This is a genomic window from Niallia sp. (assembly GCF_031978665.1).
GTDB lineage: Bacteria > Bacillota > Bacilli > Bacillales > Cytobacillaceae > Niallia.
This window is the reverse complement of sequence record NZ_DALZDK010000033.1, coordinates 32,282-49,118: the sequence shown is the minus strand read 5'-3', so window position 1 is coordinate 49,118 and position 16,837 is coordinate 32,282. Positions and strand designations below refer to the sequence as shown.

Annotated in this window: 13 protein-coding genes; 10 read left to right on the top strand and 3 right to left on the bottom strand. The window is 37.5% G+C overall.

The window, feature by feature from the left end; all coding sequences use genetic code 11:
* Nucleotides 1-369 precede the first annotated feature (369 nt).
* From RTL21_RS17355 to RTL21_RS17335, 5 genes are all read left to right on the top strand, one after another.
* Nucleotides 370-1,341: a mannose/fructose/sorbose PTS transporter subunit IIA gene (locus tag RTL21_RS17355; protein ID WP_312097616.1), complete on the top strand. Its 972-nt coding sequence runs from the start codon at nt 370-372 to the stop codon at nt 1,339-1,341.
* Nucleotides 1,342-1,373: 32 nt separating this feature from the next.
* Complete coding sequence (locus RTL21_RS17350; RefSeq protein ID WP_396954466.1) at nt 1,374-2,180, top strand: PTS mannose/fructose/sorbose transporter subunit IIC; 807 nt, start codon at nt 1,374-1,376, stop codon at nt 2,178-2,180.
* A gap of 16 nt (nt 2,181-2,196) precedes the next feature.
* A complete protein-coding gene (locus tag RTL21_RS17345) occupies nt 2,197-3,108 on the top strand; it encodes a PTS system mannose/fructose/sorbose family transporter subunit IID (protein WP_312097614.1) in 912 nt (303 codons plus the stop codon).
* 175 nt (nt 3,109-3,283) lie between these two features.
* On the top strand, nt 3,284-4,300 hold the full coding sequence (locus RTL21_RS17340; protein WP_312097612.1) for an oxidoreductase: 1,017 nt from the start codon (nt 3,284-3,286) through the stop codon (nt 4,298-4,300).
* A 205-nt stretch (nt 4,301-4,505) separates the two neighbouring features.
* Complete coding sequence (locus RTL21_RS17335; protein ID WP_312097610.1) at nt 4,506-6,179, top strand: ribonuclease J; 1,674 nt, start codon at nt 4,506-4,508, stop codon at nt 6,177-6,179.
* A 216-nt stretch (nt 6,180-6,395) separates the two neighbouring features.
* On the opposite strand, the gene RTL21_RS17330 is transcribed toward RTL21_RS17335, so the two are convergent.
* Nucleotides 6,396-7,664, bottom strand: a complete 1,269-nt coding sequence (locus RTL21_RS17330) for an FAD-binding protein (protein WP_312097608.1) — start codon at nt 7,662-7,664, stop codon at nt 6,396-6,398.
* A 545-nt stretch (nt 7,665-8,209) separates the two neighbouring features.
* On the opposite strand from RTL21_RS17330, the gene dcuS reads away from it, so the two are divergent.
* The 4 genes from dcuS to RTL21_RS17310 all read left to right on the top strand — a co-directional run bounded on the left by dcuS (nt 8,210) and on the right by RTL21_RS17310 (nt 13,599).
* Nucleotides 8,210-9,814, top strand: a complete 1,605-nt coding sequence (dcuS, locus tag RTL21_RS17325; RefSeq protein WP_312097606.1) for a DcuS/MalK family sensor histidine kinase — start codon at nt 8,210-8,212, stop codon at nt 9,812-9,814.
* Nucleotides 9,807-10,514, top strand: coding sequence for a response regulator (locus tag RTL21_RS17320; RefSeq protein ID WP_312097605.1), 708 nt, complete (start codon nt 9,807-9,809; stop codon nt 10,512-10,514). Before dcuS ends, RTL21_RS17320 begins: the two co-directional genes overlap by 8 nt.
* A 179-nt stretch (nt 10,515-10,693) precedes the next feature.
* Nucleotides 10,694-11,662: a 2-keto-3-deoxygluconate permease gene (locus RTL21_RS17315; protein WP_312097603.1), complete on the top strand. Its 969-nt coding sequence runs from the start codon at nt 10,694-10,696 to the stop codon at nt 11,660-11,662.
* A gap of 233 nt (nt 11,663-11,895) precedes the next feature.
* Nucleotides 11,896-13,599, top strand: a complete 1,704-nt coding sequence (locus tag RTL21_RS17310; RefSeq protein WP_312097601.1) for an NAD-dependent malic enzyme — start codon at nt 11,896-11,898, stop codon at nt 13,597-13,599.
* A 159-nt stretch (nt 13,600-13,758) separates the two neighbouring features.
* Here RTL21_RS17310 and RTL21_RS17305 read toward each other — a convergent pair whose 3' ends face one another.
* Nucleotides 13,759-14,322 (bottom strand): DUF2812 domain-containing protein, encoded by a 564-nt coding sequence (locus RTL21_RS17305; protein WP_312097599.1) that lies wholly within the window; start codon nt 14,320-14,322, stop codon nt 13,759-13,761.
* Nucleotides 14,319-14,648, bottom strand: coding sequence for a PadR family transcriptional regulator (locus RTL21_RS17300; RefSeq protein ID WP_312097639.1), 330 nt, complete (start codon nt 14,646-14,648; stop codon nt 14,319-14,321). The genes RTL21_RS17305 and RTL21_RS17300 overlap by 4 nt, the downstream gene beginning before the upstream one ends.
* 306 nt (nt 14,649-14,954) lie before the next feature.
* Here RTL21_RS17300 and RTL21_RS17295 point away from each other — a divergent pair, with 306 nt between their 5' ends.
* Nucleotides 14,955-16,745: a sensor histidine kinase gene (locus tag RTL21_RS17295; protein WP_312097597.1), complete on the top strand. Its 1,791-nt coding sequence runs from the start codon at nt 14,955-14,957 to the stop codon at nt 16,743-16,745.
* Nucleotides 16,746-16,837 lie beyond the last annotated feature (92 nt).

Genomic DNA, 16,837 nt, shown 5'->3' with positions numbered 1-16,837 from the left:
ATTTGTTGAAAGCGTATATTCATTGTGCTATAATCTCTGGTAGAAGCTCATTAAAGCAAAACTAACTATTGAAACACTCCGTTTAAAGCGTTTACAAATGAAATTTAAATAGATATTGTCTTTATTTTTTACGTGTTACTGATTCGATCAGGCATGAGTGAAAAGTATGGTTAAATGTAGAATAAGGGGCATACTATACCCATTTTCTACATTTGGATCAGCTTTTTCCTCATGCTTTTTTGTTTTTTAGTGGGTTTGTAACCGCTTTATGTAATCGCTTTTAATGAGCTGGGAAATACAGCTAAAAATATACTTTAGTAGATTGTTAATGTTTATTTAGCTGTAACAATAATAATAGGAGGTAAAAAGATGGTAGGAATCATCATTGCTAGTCACGGTGAATTTGCTAGTGGTATCTTGCAATCTGGAACGATGATCTTTGGAGAGCAAGAAAATGTAAAAGCTGTTACATTGATGCCAAGTGAAGGACCGGATAATGTAAAGGCCAAAATGAAAGAAGCAATTTCCACTTTCGACAATCAAGACGAAGTATTATTCTTAGTCGATCTTTGGGGTGGAACCCCTTTCAATCAAGCGACCGGCTTAATTGAAGAACATAAAGACAAATGGGCAATCGTTGCAGGTTTGAATTTACCAATGCTGATTGAAGCTTTTGCATCACGCTTCTCCATGAACACAGCGCATGAAATTGCCGCACATATTTTGGATACAGCTAGAGAAGGGGTTAAAGTAAGCCCTGAAAATCTAGAGCCAGTAACGACAGCTGCTCCAACTACTGCTAAACCAGTAAATGCAGGTGCTCCTGGGAAATTTGAATATGTATTAGCACGTATCGATTCCCGTTTACTTCACGGACAAGTAGCAACTGCTTGGACAAAAACAACGCAGCCTACTCGCATTATCGTTGTATCGGATGAAGTAGCAAAGGATGAACTTCGAAAGAAATTAATCCAACAAGCTGCTCCTCCAGGGGTGAAAGCGCATGTTGTTCCAGTGAAAAAAATGATCGAGCTTGCGAAAGATGACCAACACTTTGGCGGTCAGCGCGCATTGCTTCTTTTTGAAAATCCACAAGATGCCCTTAGAGCTGTTGAGGGCGGCGTTCCATTGAAGACTATTAACGTAGGTTCTATGGCACACTCACCTGGTAAGGTTCAACCAAATAAGGTGTTAGCTTTTAATCAAAGTGATATTGACGCTTTTTCTAAATTAAAAGAAGCGGGATTAAGCTTTGATGTACGAAAAGTTCCAAACGATTCAAAAGGTAATATGAATGAAATTATCAAGAAGGCTCAAGAAGAGCTGAATAAACGAAAATAACTGATTATCAAAGAAAAAGGAGGCTTAACAGCATGGATTTGAATATGATTCAAATATTATTAGTCATTATTGTAGCATTTTTAGCTGGTGTGGAAGGAATCCTAGATGAATTTCACTTTCATCAACCAATCATTGCCTGTACGTTAATCGGTTTAGTTACAGGAGAATTAGTTCCATGTTTAATCTTAGGTGGTACCCTTCAAATGATCGCTCTAGGTTGGGCGAACATTGGAGCAGCTGTTGCTCCGGATGCTGCGTTAGCATCTGTTGCATCTGCCATTATTTTAGTCCTAAGTGGTCAAGGGGATGCAGGGGTATCTTCTGCTATTGCGATTGCTGTTCCACTTGCAGTTGCAGGTTTATTATTAACAATCATCGTTCGTACAATTGCTACAGGATTAGCACATTTAATGGATGCTGCAGCAAAAGAAGGAAACATCAGAAAAGTGGAATTATGGCATATTGTCGCGATCTGCTTGCAAGGTTTACGTATTGCAATTCCAGCTGCATTAATTATTGCGATTGGTGCAGGTCCGGTTAGTGACTTACTTACAGCTATGCCAGCGTGGTTAACAAATGGTTTAGCAATCGGTGGAGGAATGGTAGTAGCAGTTGGTTATGCAATGGTTATTAACATGATGGCTACAAAAGAAGTATGGCCGTTCTTTGCAATTGGTTTTGTATTAGCAACTGTTTCACAAATCACTCTTATTGGTCTTGGTGCTATCGGTGTTGCTCTTGCCCTTATCTATATAGCTCTTTCTAACAAAGGCGGTTCTGGTAATGGCGGAAATGGAAACACTGGTGATCCGTTAGGCGATATTATCGATAATTATTAAGAAGGAGGGGACAAAAATGGAAAAAACATTCAAATTATCAAAAAGAGATCGTATTTCAGTTTGGTGGCGTTCTACTTTTATTCAAGGCTCTTGGAACTATGAACGTATGCAAAACGGTGGTTGGGCATTCTCTATGATTCCTGCCATTAAAAGATTATATAAAACGAAAGAAGATCGTGCTGAAGCACTAAAACGTCACTTAGAGTTCTTTAACACACATCCTTATGTAGCTTCACCAATTCTTGGTGTAACTTTAGCACTGGAAGAAGAACGTGCAAATGGTGCGCCAGTTGATGATAAAGCAATTCAAGGGGTTAAAGTTGGAATGATGGGACCATTAGCTGGTATTGGTGATCCTGTTTTCTGGTTCACGGTTAAACCAATCCTTGGTGCATTAGCAGCTTCTCTTGCTTTGACTGGTAATATTCTTGGACCAATTATTTACTTTTTTGCATGGAACCTTATTCGAATGGGCTTCACTTGGTACACACAAGAGGTTGGTTATAAAGCTGGTTCTAAGATTACAGATGACTTATCTGGTGGATTACTACAAAACATTACCAAGGGAGCTTCCATTCTGGGGATGTTTATCCTTGGTGCGCTAGTAAATCGGTGGGTATCCGTTAAATTCACGCCTGTTGTATCCTCGGTTGAGCTGGACGACGGTGCCTTTATCGATTGGGGTAAGCTACCTGATGGAGCGGAAGGAATGAAGATGGCCTTGGAACAGCAGGCCGCCGGTCTTTCATTAGATCCTGTTAAAGTAACAACTCTACAAAGCAATTTAGATAGCTTAATTCCTGGTTTAGCAGGATTGTTATTAACACTTCTTTGCATGTGGTTGCTTAAGAAGAAAGTTTCTCCAATCGTTATGATTCTTGGATTATTTGCAGTAGGTATTGTATTCCATTTACTTCACTTAATGTAAGGTAAAGGTGTTATCATCGTGTCGCTTTTCTGTTAAATAATTTATACAAAATCGAGAAGCACCTCCTAATATAGGGTTAACCTATTGTTTTTAGGAGGTGCTTTTTAGATGACAAGGTGCTAGAAAAACAGGTTTAATAAGAATAAATACTAAATAAATATTTAGGGGGACCCACATGCTTACAATTGGTTATATTGGAAATGGAAAAAGCACAAATAGATATCATCTTCCGTTTGTACTGCAAAGAGAGAATATAAAGGTAAAAACCATTTATCAAAGAAATCCTAAGAATGAGAGTTGGGGCCGAATTGCAGGAGTAAACTATACATCGGATTTAGATGAACTATTAAATGACAAGGACATTCAACTAGTTGTTATCTGCACAAGACATGACAGTCATTATGAATACACCAAATTAGCGCTAGAACATAATAAACACTGTTTAGTTGAAAAGCCTTTTATGGAAACTTCCGAACAGGCAAAAGAAATATTTGCCATGGCAAGCGAGAAAGGTTTAATTGTTCAGGCCTATCAAAACAGACGATTTGATAGTGATTTTCTAACTGTTCAAAAAGTGATCGAAGAGGGAAAACTAGGAGACTTGCTGGAAGTGGAAATGCATTATGATTATTATCGTCCCGAAGTACCAGAATCTGCCCAGTCTTATAATCCAGCAGAGTCATTTTTATATGGACATGGCTGTCATACACTTGATCAGGTTATCAGTTATTTTGGCCAGCCAGATCATATTCATTATGATGTAAGACAATTATTAGGACAAGGAAGAATGAATGACTACTTTGATTTAGACCTGTATTATGGAAAGCTAAAGGTTTCTGTAAAATCTAGTTATTTTAGATTGAAAGAAAGACCTAGCTTTGTTGTTCATGGAAAAAAGGGATCCTTTGTAAAAGAAACAAAGGATCGTCAAGAAGAGCATTTAAAGTTATTTTACATGCCTGCTAACAAAGATTTTGGTGTAGATACGATAAAACACTATGGAGTACTAACGTATATGGACGAAGAAGGAACAATCCATGAGGAATCAGTGAAATCCATAAATGGCGATTATGGAAGAGTATATGATGATTTATATAAAGCAATTATCAATGGGGAAGAGAAGAAGATAACAGACGAACAAATTCTTTTACAAATGGAAATATTAGAAACGGGTGTTAAACACTTAAAGTGAAAAATTTAGATTAAATCCAATGAGATTAAAGCCCCTTTTATGGGGTTTTTCTTTTGGAATAAATGATGGAGGGCATCCACTTTAAACAGCGTATTCTTTCGGATTTTCTATTAATGATAAATAGGAATTCGTTTTTCCTTCCCTTTGCATTAAAGCTTTTAAAAAAGGAATAATAAACATATTTAGCTTTGATAGGAGGATAATGATGAAAGTCATTGAAAACGCTTTGTCTTTCTTTGCCCTAGGCGGTATAAATGAAATCGGGAAAAATATGTATGTGGTTCAATATAAGGATGAGATTTTTGTTATTGATTGTGGCGGTAAATTTCCTGATGAAAGCTTATTGGGAATTGATTTAATTATTCCTGACATAGCTTATTTGGAAGAGAATAAGGATAAAATCAAGGCTTTAATTGTTACTCATGGACACGAGGACCATATAGGTGGTATTCCGTTTTTCCTCAGAAAATTAAATGTTCCCATTTATGCTACGAATTTCACCTTAGGTTTAATAGAGTTGAAAATCGACGAGCATCGGTTAAGAGGAGACAGTAAATTAGTGACGATCGATTCAAATTCAAAGCTGGAATTTGGAGCTGTTCAAGTTTCTTTTTTTAAAGTAAGCCATAGCATTCCAGATTGTCTTGGGATAGTTTTTCATACACCGGAAGGGAATATTGTCCATACTGGTGATTTCAAATTTGATTTAACACCAGCCAATAATCAATATGCCGATATACATAAGATGGCAGAAATCGGCCAGCAGGGAGTTTTAGCTTTAATATCAGAGAGTACCAATGCAGAGCGTAAAGGGCTGACTCCTTCTGAACAAATGGTAGGTTCCCATATGGAGGAAGCTTTTATAAAGGCAACTGGGAAGATCTTTATTTCTACATTTGCATCGAATATCAATCGGGTTCAGCAAGTAGTAGAATCAGCTAAGAAGACGAATCGAAAATTAGCATTGCTTGGACGCAGTATGGTAAATGTAGTGGAAGTCGCTATTGAACGCGGATATCTTAAAGTACCAGAGGGGATGTTAATCGATGTTAGTGAAGTAGATAAACTCCCTGCAGAAAAAGTTGCTATTCTCTGTACAGGAAGTCAAGGAGAGCCGATGGCAGCCTTATCACGGTTAGCAAGTGGAAACTTTCGTGATGTCGCGATTTACCCTGGAGATACTGTTGTTTTAGCGGCCTCCCCAATCCCTGGGAATGAAAAAGATGTTTCGAAAATTATAGATAATTTATATCAACTAGGTGCTAAAGTCATTTATGGTTCTGGTAGTACTACTGGGATGCATGTTTCCGGTCACGGCTATCAGGAAGACCTAAAGCTTATGTTAACCTTAATGAAACCGACTTATTTTGTGCCGATTCATGGTGAATTCCGTATGCTTCATCATCATCAGATGTTAGCTGAATCAGTTGGAGTGAAAAAGGAAAATACCTTTATAATAAAAAATGGGGAAGTCATCGATATCAAAAATGGGGTAGCTTCTCAGACTCGCTCGATTCCAGCGGGGGATACGTATGTAGATGGGATGGGTGTTGGCGATGTTGGAGATATTGTATTACGAGATAGAAAGCAACTATCGGAGGACGGGATGCTTGTTGTCGTTATCACGATAAGCAAGGGAGAAAGGAAGATTATTTCCGGACCTGATACGATTACCCGGGGATTTGTTTACGCTCGTAATTCAGATGAACTACTAAAAGAAGTAAATCGTTTGGTGAAAAAGGCTGTGAACGATTTGCAATCAGAGAATATCCGGCAATGGAATGTAATGAAGCAAAACATAAAAAAATCAGTTGGACAGTATCTATTTAATCAAACGAAGAGAAAGCCAATGATTCTTCCAATTATTATTGAGATTTAGGCTTTAGCCGAGAACCCTCGTGACTTCAGTCGTGGGTTGTTGACAGATAAAAAAGATGTATTTCAAGGTATCTTATTTATTTTGTCAAAAAAACAATGGAAGCTATCATTTAAGCTCCCATTGTTTTTTATGACAGATTTCAACTAACAGGGGACATTATGTTTACCCATTCATTCTACCTGCATCCACCAACCTCAATCCACTTTACAAACAAATTCACTCCCCCACACCAAATACATTTCTACTCAAAAAATCATTCCGAAACTTACCATTTGGGTCATACTTCATGAGCAGTTGCTGAAAGTCAGGCATCTTTTCATATAGCGATTGTATTTTTGCCGGAGAAGTTGTAAACAGTTTCCCCCAATGTGGCTTTGCTTGGAAAGGCTCAAGTTGGGCTTCGATTAGTGGCAGCACCTTTTGAACTTCCTCCCTATCCTGCCATGTAAAGTGAAAGGCAACGGAATCTTGCTTATAGGATGGACTTAACCAAAGTTCGTCTTGGGCAATCGTCCGTACTTCGGATATAAATAAATGTGGTGCAATTTGTTCACGGATTTCGCTTATTGCACAAAGTGCTTCGTAGGCATGCTCGCGGGCCATAATATATTCACTTTGCAGCTCTTGGCCCTTACTTGGGGTAAAGTCCATTCGGAAGTGTGGCATGCGATCTAGCCAGTTGCCTGGCACACCAAGCTGGGCAGTACAATTCTCTGCTCCGACTCCTGGTACGGGATGGAGATTTTCTTTGGCAGCTTTTGCTCCATAGAAGTCTTCTCCTAACGAAAAAGTCTGATTATCTGTTAGTTTGCTCTTCAGCCACACCTGATTAAATGTTTCGTTCTGCCAATCCGTAAACAGGCTGACACTATAGGCACTCGAATAAATGGCGTCAAAATCGTGTGCTAGTTGTGCTAGCGGAAGCTTTTCATAAACATCCTGCCTCATTTGATGAGTTGGCTGTATATCTAGTGTTAGTTTTGTGACGACACCGATCCCACCTAGTCCAACAACAGCTCCATGTAATTCTTCTTCTGATTTTTCTCTAGAAAAAGTTACAATACTTCCATCAGCAGTAACAACCTCCATAGCGCGTACCGCTGCAGCTAAATTTTGATTGTGATTACCGGAACCATGTGTTGCTGTTGCGCAGGCTCCAGCAACTGAAATATGGGGAAGGGAAGCAAGATTATGTAAGGCATAGCCATGTTGCTGTAGGATATAACATAGGTCTCCATACTTAATTCCTGCTTCTACGGTTACGCTTTCATTTTCGCGATCAATGTGTAAGACCTTGTTAAGCTTTCGCAAGGATACTATATTCTCATTCGAATCTGCAATACTATTAAACGAGTGACGCGTTCCGATTACACGAAGTTTTTTTAAACTTGAAACTAATTGTTGAACCTCTTCAATCGATTCAGGTTCATGCCAGTTAGACGTGCTATATTGAAAGTTACCTGCCCAATTTCTTTTTAAAGCCATGGGTTTCACTCCTTTTGCTATTATTTAGTTTAACTATATACCTTAGAAGAAAGAATTTTCAATTATTAAGTCTGCGATAGCAGGATGAGACAAAAAAGTTCATCAAAACACGACAATCTGTTAAGTAGGGTATCTTCGTTTACCAGGATAAGTGGCGCTCTTTATGAACCTTCCTTTTCATATAGGTACTTTTTTTAATTACAAAAAAACTTCCAACTGTATTTAGTATTATAATAGACTTAAAAAACTTTTTCTAAAAAGAGAAAGTTTCTGAAAGATTAATACATCTACTATATTCCTATAGAAGTATGACTTAGGTTTGTTAATACAGGTAACCGATCCTATCATTACTTTTACTGTCGTTTTGGATGAATCTGTGTTAACTCTTATGATATTAATCTTATCCATATAGCATATGCCGTTTTGCTAACTTCATGATATATAATCAAGGCTGCTTGTATCTCTTTTTTGAGCTTAGCAGTCTTTTATCTTTTTGCCACAACTTTTATACATACTATAACTATTAGAAAATGACGGAGGAAAATATGAAAAAAGGCAAATTTAGTTTACAGGCCATCATTATTATTTTTGTATGTATTGTTGTTGCCTTATCCCTCGGAATAACCGATTTGATTATAAGTAAAGGCATAACCTCTAGTGTAGAAGGAACACAGAAAGAAAAAGCATTGGATGTTGCAAGGATGATGGCTGTTACTCCACAGGTGAAAGAGGTTCTCGAAGGAAAAGCTAGCCAGACAGAAATTCAAGCTTTTGCAAATCAAATAAAAGAACAAACCAATGTTAACTTTGTTGTTGTGATGGATATGAACGGAAATCGTTTATCCCATCCGGAGCCTAGTAAAGTGGGGAAGCACTTCAGCGGAGGAGATGAAGGTCCTGTTCTGAAGGGAAAGGAGTATGTCTCCATTTCCAAAGGGACGCTTGGCCACTCTATGCGAGCATTTACTCCTATAAAGAATGCACGGGGAGAACAAATCGGTGCGGTTGCTGTAGGGATTTCTTTAAAGAGCGTGACAGAGGCTGTCCATAAAGGTCGGATGGGAATCTTTATGGGAACATTGATCGGGACTTTGATTGGGGTAATAGGGGCAGTGGCTTTGGCAAGATACTTCAAAAAAATTCTTTTAGGACTAGAGCCGTTTGCTATTGCAAAGCTTCTGGAAGAGCGTAGTTCTATGCTTCAGTCTGTGCGCGAGGGAATTATAGCCATTGATCAGGAGGGGAAAATCACCCTTGTTAACAAGGCAGCTAGTAAGCTTTTTCAAAAAGCGGGTCTTGATGAGAATGCTATTGGGAAGAACATTGAAGGATATTTGCCAGATACTCGGTTAACACGCATTATAAAATCGGGTGAAATGGATTTGGACCAAGAGCAGAACTTGCATGGAGTCACCATTTTAGTAAACCGGGTACCAGTAGTTGTGGAAAATCAAGTGGTGGGGGCTATTGCAACATTTCGTGATAAAACAGAGGTCCAGAAAATGGCTGAACAGCTGACAGGTGTACGTAATTATGCGGATGCTCTCCGTGCTCAAGCACATGAATTTATGAATAAACTCCATGTTATTCTTGGTCTCGTTCGCACGGAACAATATGATACACTTTCCAATTATATAAGTGAAACGGTCAATCACCGGGAAACAGAAGTTGGCTTTGTTACGAAGCAAGTCCAAGATCCTGTTCTTGCTGGATTTCTGATTGGCAAGCTAAGCTTTGCCAGAGAATCAGGAGTTTGTCTTTCCTTTCATTGTGAAAATAAACTTCCGAAGCCTCTAAACCCAGAAATCACTCATGAACTAATCACGATTATTGGGAATATCTTTGATAATGCAATTGAGGCAATTGTAGATAGCGTAAACAAAAAGGTACATCTTCAATTGGATTATGCAGAAGATATTTTGACCATTGAAGTCAAGGATACTGGAATGGGGATGACGAATTCCCTTCAAAATAAAATTCTTGATAAAGGCTTCTCGACTAAAGGAAATAATCGAGGGTTTGGTTTGTTTCTTATGGCGCAGGCGATAGAGAGACTGGAAGGTGACCTCATTATTTCGTCCAAGCCTGGAAAGGGCACAACTTTTGCCGTGTATATACCTTATAAAGCAGAGGTGAGTAAAAATGATTAATGTGATGATTGTAGAAGATGATCCGATGGTAGCGGAAATTAATAAGCGGTATCTTTTACAAATTGATGGGTTCCAATTGGTCGCAACAGCCAATTCAGTAGAGGAAGCGATCACTTTACTGAAAAAAGAAAAAATCCAGCTGATACTTTTAGATATTTTTATGCCGGGCAAGCTCGGGCTGGAACTGTTACCCTATCTGAGGAAAAATGAACTGGAAATTGATGTTATCATTATTTCGGCAGCCTCGGATCTGGAACGAATTAAGAAAGCCTTAAGGCATGGTGTTGTCGACTATTTAATTAAGCCTTTTGAGTTTGAAAGGTTTCATGCTGCTCTCACTACCTACCTTGAGCAAACAAGGATTACGGATAAGCGGGATTCCATTAGTCAACAAGAACTGGATTCTTTGCTTTTACATAGAGATGAGACTGTAACCGTTGAGGAATTGCCAAAAGGGTTAACAAAGGATACTTTGAGGCAAATATGGGAAGCGATTCAGAAATTAAAGGAGGCACCTTTCTCGACTGATGATGTGGCAAATGTTGTTGGAATTTCAAGAGTATCTGCTAGAAAGTATCTTAATTTCCTGAAAGAGTTAGGAATACTGGAAGTGAAGGTTATCTATGGAACGATTGGAAGGCCTGTTTATCAACATGAATATAATCAATGGAAAGAACACTTAATAAAAAACTTTCTGTAAGCAGGTAAGAATACTGCTTACTTTTTTTATTTACAAAAAGAATGATTAAACTTACATAAACTTTGAAAGCGTTTAACAGAGGGGTATGATGAACATGTAAAAAACATAAGGGGATGATTCATGGTGTAATATTTAGAGCCGCTTCCCCGAAGTATAAAACTTGTTTAGGAGGATTAATTATGCATATTCCCATTAAGAAGACGCTTGATAAAATACCAGGTGGGATGATGGTTGTTCCACTATTTTTAGGCGTATTAACGAACACATTTTTCCCGCAATTTTTAGAAATTGGTCATTTTACAACGGCATTATTTAGTAAAGAAGCATCATCAACCATTTTGGCATGTTTTATGTTTTTAATTGGCTCGCAAATTAATTTCAAATTAGCTCCAAAGGCAATTAAAAAAGGTGCAATCTTACTATCGGGAAAATTTATAGTAGGTGCTGGTATAGGTATTACTGTCGCCATGATATTTGGACCTGCTGGAATATTGGGATTATCCCCTTTAGCCATTCTTGCAGCATTATTAAATGCTAATGGCGGTTTGTATGCATCACTTGCTTCATCATATGGTGACGAAACGGATGTAGGAGCATATGCATTATTTTCTTTAAAAGACGGTCCATTTTTTACATTGGTTGCATTAGGAGCATCAGGTCTTGCTTCCATTCCTTTTCATGCACTTGTAGGCGTATTAATTCCGATCATAATAGGAATGATTTTAGGAAATATTGATCCTGATATGAGAAAGTTTCTTGGAAGCAGTAAGTTATTATTAATCCCATTCTTTTCCTTCCCATTAGGTGCAGGAATGAATCTTAAAACGATTGTCGAAGCGGGAGGGCCAGGCTTATTACTAGGATTAATAGCTGCATTCACTGGAATTGGAGCTTACTTGCTGTTGAAATTATTTAAAGAAAATCCGATCGTTGGTTTAGCAACAGGGTCAACTGCGGGAAATGCGGTAGCTACGCCAGCTGTTGTTGCAGCAGCAGATCCAACTTTATCTTCCATTGCACCAGCAGCTACTGCCCAAGTTGCAGCAGCATGTGTAGTATCGGCAATCGTCTGCCCAATTATTGTTAGCTATGTATTTAAAAGAGCGGAAAAGAAAAAAGCTAAAAATTCTATTGCAAGAGCAGCATGATAAGGAAAGGGAATGGATAGACATTCTAAAGTTTCTAAGTTAATTGGAAATGAAATAAAGATGAAAGCAAGCCTTGCTTTCCAACTACATTGTTTAGTTACAAAATAGTGAATTTAAGTTAAATAACCTAGTGGAAAATAGCAATCGGTATTAATATGAGAAGAATAGAAATCTATTTTTTTAAGAATGTTAGATTAGTATTTTAATTTATATAGAAAGAAGGATCTACCACTATGAGTGTGTCAGAGAATGTAATTATTACAACATTAAAAGGAAAGGAAATTCTCTCTAATCCCTTTTTAAATAAAGGAGTGGCATTTACTAAAGAGGAAAGAGAAGATCTTGGACTTGACGGTCTGTTGCCGCCACAAGTGCTTACACTTGATGAACAAGTAAACAGGGTCTATGAGCAATATTCGATGCGGACCACCAATCTTTTTAAAAACGGTTTGCTTAATGATTTATATAACCGAAATGTCGTTCTGTATTACCGACTTTTAAAAGAACATCTAGCAGAAATGCTCCCAATCGTCTACACTCCTACAGTCGGTGATGCTATCCAGTCATACTCTCATAGCTACCATCGTCCAGGAGGATTATATCTTTCCATAGATCATCCTGAAGGTGTTGAAAAGGCATTTTATAATCTTGGCAAGTCTAGAAATGACATTGACTTAATCGTTGTTACGGACTCTGAAAGTATTCTTGGCATTGGGGATCAAGGGGTAGGTGGTATTAATATTGCGATAGGTAAACTAGCAGTATATACAGCGGCAGCTGGTATTGATCCAAGCCGTGTTCTGCCGATTGTGTTGGATGTTGGTACGAACAATCAGTCTTTAATTGAAGATCCTATCTATATTGGTAACAAATTTCCTCGCGTCCGCGGTGAGCTTTATGATAATTTCATCGATTTATTTGTTTACACAGCAAGAAAGTTTTTCCCAGAAGTGCTTCTTCATTGGGAAGATCTTGGCAATGTAAATGCACGAAATATCTTGGAAAAATATGGCGATAAAATCCTTACCTTTAATGATGACATCCAAGGAACAGGTGCTGTGACGCTTGCTGCTGTTATGTCTGCGTTAAAAGTTACAGGAGCTTCTCTGAAGGATCAACGTATTATTGTCTTTGGACCGGGTGCTGGTGGTCTCGGTAATGCAGACCAAATAGTTGATGCCATGGAAAATCAAGGGCTAACAAAGGAAGAGGCTTATGATCATTTTTGGGCTATTGACTTTCGAGGCTTATTAACAGATGAAACACCAGATGTTCTGAATTTTCAAATGCCTTATGTAAGAAAAGCGGAGGAAGTAAAGGGTTGGGATAGAAATGAGGACGGAATCATTTCATTACTGGAGGTAGTGAAAAGGGTGAAACCAACCATTCTAATTGGTACTTCTGGCCAAGCTGGCGCCTTTACGGAGGAAATTGTGAAAGAAATGGCAAAGCATGTGGAGCGTCCAATTATCATGCCAATGTCCAATCCTACTATACTTGCTGAAGCAGTTCCCGAAAACCTGATTAAATGGACGGATGGAAAGGCGTTAATTGCAACGGGAAGCCCCTTTGCTAATGTAGAATATAACGGGATTACCTATGAAATTGGGCAGTCAAATAACGCATTTGTATTCCCAGGTCTGGGACTTGGTGCCATTGTTTCAAAAGCACAAGTTATTTCAAAAGGAATGTTCGCAGCGGCAGCAAATGCTGTTGCTGAGATGTGCGAAGCCAATCAGCCTGGTGCTTCCTTGCTTCCTTCGATTGAGAAATTGCATGATGTATCTATCTATGTTGCCGTTGAAGTAGCAAAGGCTGCTCTATACGAAGGGATTGCAAGAGCGAATCTTACAGATGTTCCAAAAGCTGTGGTCGATGCAGTCTGGCAGCCTGAGTATAAGGAAATAAAGAGTGTTGGTATTTGGGCAACCGTTTAATGACCCAAATGATAATTAGTAAAAGAAATGCCTGTACTACTGGTGAAAGTTCGAACTTTCGATTATCCAGAAGTGCAGGCATTTCTTTTTTCTAGATTAATGGAGGGAGATGCATGTTAATGGCAAGGCGGTTTTAACTTTGTTTTACCATATCCATATTTAGAGCGAGATTACTGGATAATTCCTATTTATACAAAGTTTTTTTCTTTTTAGGTCGTTGATTTTTTTTGTAAGTGGGAATGCCAAGGTGAGAAAGAAGATTCCGATAATTATTAAGATAATGTTTAGAGTTAAGGCAAACTGACTGATCGTGCCTATTTGAGTTAGGCCAGGTATAATAAAGATTAAAGCTAGAATATACCAAATAAAATTGATCCTTTTATAATGCTCGATTTGTGAATCGATATCTGAATAGATTTCAAATTTACCTAGGGAAGATTCTCTTCTAAAATAATGCCATCTATTGACAGATGCTATCGCTTTAACTTTCAAGTCCTCCATTAATTCTAGATAGAATTCCTTTTCCCTTTGAAAAACTTCTTGGTGAAGAAATTCTATTCTATAAATATATTCACCAGGCTTACAGGGTTCGAAACTATAATATCCGTTTGCAATATCATGAAGTGCATATCCATTTTTGCACATATTGTTTAACCATGTCTCTTCTTTTTCTATATTAATAAAAAGCTTTTTTAAGAAACTTCTTTTCACTTTTTTAGTCATTTGTCTTTGCCTCCAGTAATCTCTATTCCGTTTTGATACAGCTCCTTCAATCTTGAAATTTCAGCTTCTATTACTTGATATCCAATTTTGGTTATCAAATATATTTTTTTTCTTTTTAAACTATCCGTATCATTTAGTTCAATCCAGCCTTTATCCAAGAGTGCTTTAATTGCTCCGTAAAGTGTGCCGGGAGCTAAAGTTACACGATCGTTGCTAAGTTTTTTTACAAATTGCATAATTCCATAGCCATGTTGAGGCGTTAGGAGAGATAGTAGTATATAGTAAGTTGCTTCTGATAAAGCTGCGTGGTTATTCTCTTCAGATATTTGAATCACCTCCCAATAATTTAATTATATCCCCAAGCGTTATATCGTCATACGATGTATATGTTTTGTTATATCGTATGACGATATAGAAGTCCATTATTTTCCAAAAATATATTTATGTTAAAAGAAAAGGATTTGTATATTGTGTTGATCGCAGGATTCTAAATAGTGTTGAGGAAACTTTTAGGAAGTAAAGCTGATTGAATAAAAGCAGAATCATTTATATATAGATTCATATTGTTTTCATCCACAAATGGTATCATAGTCATAGGATAATAAACGACAAGAGTCGGGGGTAACTGACAAGTGGGGTATAACTTTATAATATTTGTTATTTTAATAGCAGTTAGCTGCTGTCTTGCATTTATTGCTTTTCTTGCATGGAGAAAAAGAGAAATTCCAGTTGCTTTTTATTTTTTCTTTAGTTTATGTGCTAGTATATTTTACGCTTTTGGGTATGCGTTTGAAGTTATTAGTACTAGCCTTGAGGGGATAAAGTTTTGGCTCAGGATAGAATATATTGGTATTTCCTTTGGTACGCTTATATGGTTTTTTACGATTGTGCTTTATACCAACATCCAAGTGTTTAAACGGAAATGGATCATCATAGGGATGATGATTGTTCCTGTTGTTACCTTTATAAGTCATTACACGAATGATTGGCATCATTTGTTTTATCGTAAGATGGTGATTGATGAGACATCAGGCTTTCCTGTGCTTATAAAAACTGCTGGTCCTTTTTATATGCTGCACATCATCTATAACTATGTTCTTGTTATCATTGGAATGGGATTACTTATTCATATGTATCGAAAAGCAGAAGCACATATGAAGATGCAAGTAGCTTTATTGATAATAGGCTCTTGTGGACCATTCGGCATTACGCTCATCTATTTAAGTGGAATGTTAAATACGCCAATTGACTTCTCTCCAATTGGTTTCCTTTTCTTGGGTATATTCTTTATTTGGGGGATTTATCAATTTAATATGATGAAATTAGTTCCTCATGCCTTGCAAAAGGTGTTTGAATCTATGAGAGAAGCGGTTATTGTTGTGGATCGAGCTCATCTTATCACCAGCTATAATCAGTCTGCTGTCGAGATCTTTAAGGAGCTAGGAAGTAAGAAGGTTGTAGGGCAACCTGCATTTGAAATTTTTGCTGCTTATCCTAAGCTGGTGAAAATGTTGGTACAAGGAGAATCGATTAAGAGTAAACTTCAGCTAGAAAAGGATTTAGGACTAAGATATTATCAGGTGTATTCCTCAGATATCCATGATAAGAGGCAAAATCCGGTTGGGAAAATGCTGTTGTTAAATGATATTACGGAAGAAATGATTGCAGAAGAAAAACTCCGTCATCATTCAAGACAATTAAGGGAGCTTAATGCATTTAAGGATAAAATGTTTACCATTGTTGCACACGATATTCGAGATCCCCTTTCTATTCTTATAAGTTTAATGGAAATTTTGAAAGAAGAGATCCAACAGGATGATGAAAACCATCTTGAAGTTGTATATGAGATGGATAAACAAATTCAAAATACCTTTACATTAGTTGAAAATTTATTGGATTGGTTTAGAAGTCAAAAGGGGGGCATGATATTTCATCCTGATTTATGGAATCTATCAAGTGCAATGAAGCGGAATGTTGAATTTTTACAACCTAAAATAGAACGTAAGAGAATAAAGATATTCTCGCAAATTGAAAAAGACACATCTGTTTATGCAGATAAGGAAATGCTAGAGTTGACTATTAGAAATATACTTACTAATGCGATTAAATTTACTGAATATGATGGGAGTATCTTTATAAACGCAGAAAAGATAGACGGCAAAGTGATTGTCTCTATTCAAGATACCGGTAAGGGAATTCATCCTGAACAAGCAAAGGCGTTACTGCAGGAAAGAGAATCCTATCCGATTTCTTCAACAGGCACAGCGGGTGAACGTGGGATTGGAATTGGACTCATGCTTTGTAAAGAATTTGTTCAAATTAATGGAGGGGAACTGTGGTTCGAAAGTACGCCAAATGAAGGAAGTACCTTTTATTTCTCGGTTCCTACCCATGATTATATAAGGAATGATAGTTATAGTTAAATCGGCTCGGTGGGAAGAAATATTACGTTGAGACTGGGGCTTAAATTGAAGCCAAAGATAAACCTGAACAATTATACAAATGCTAATTAAGG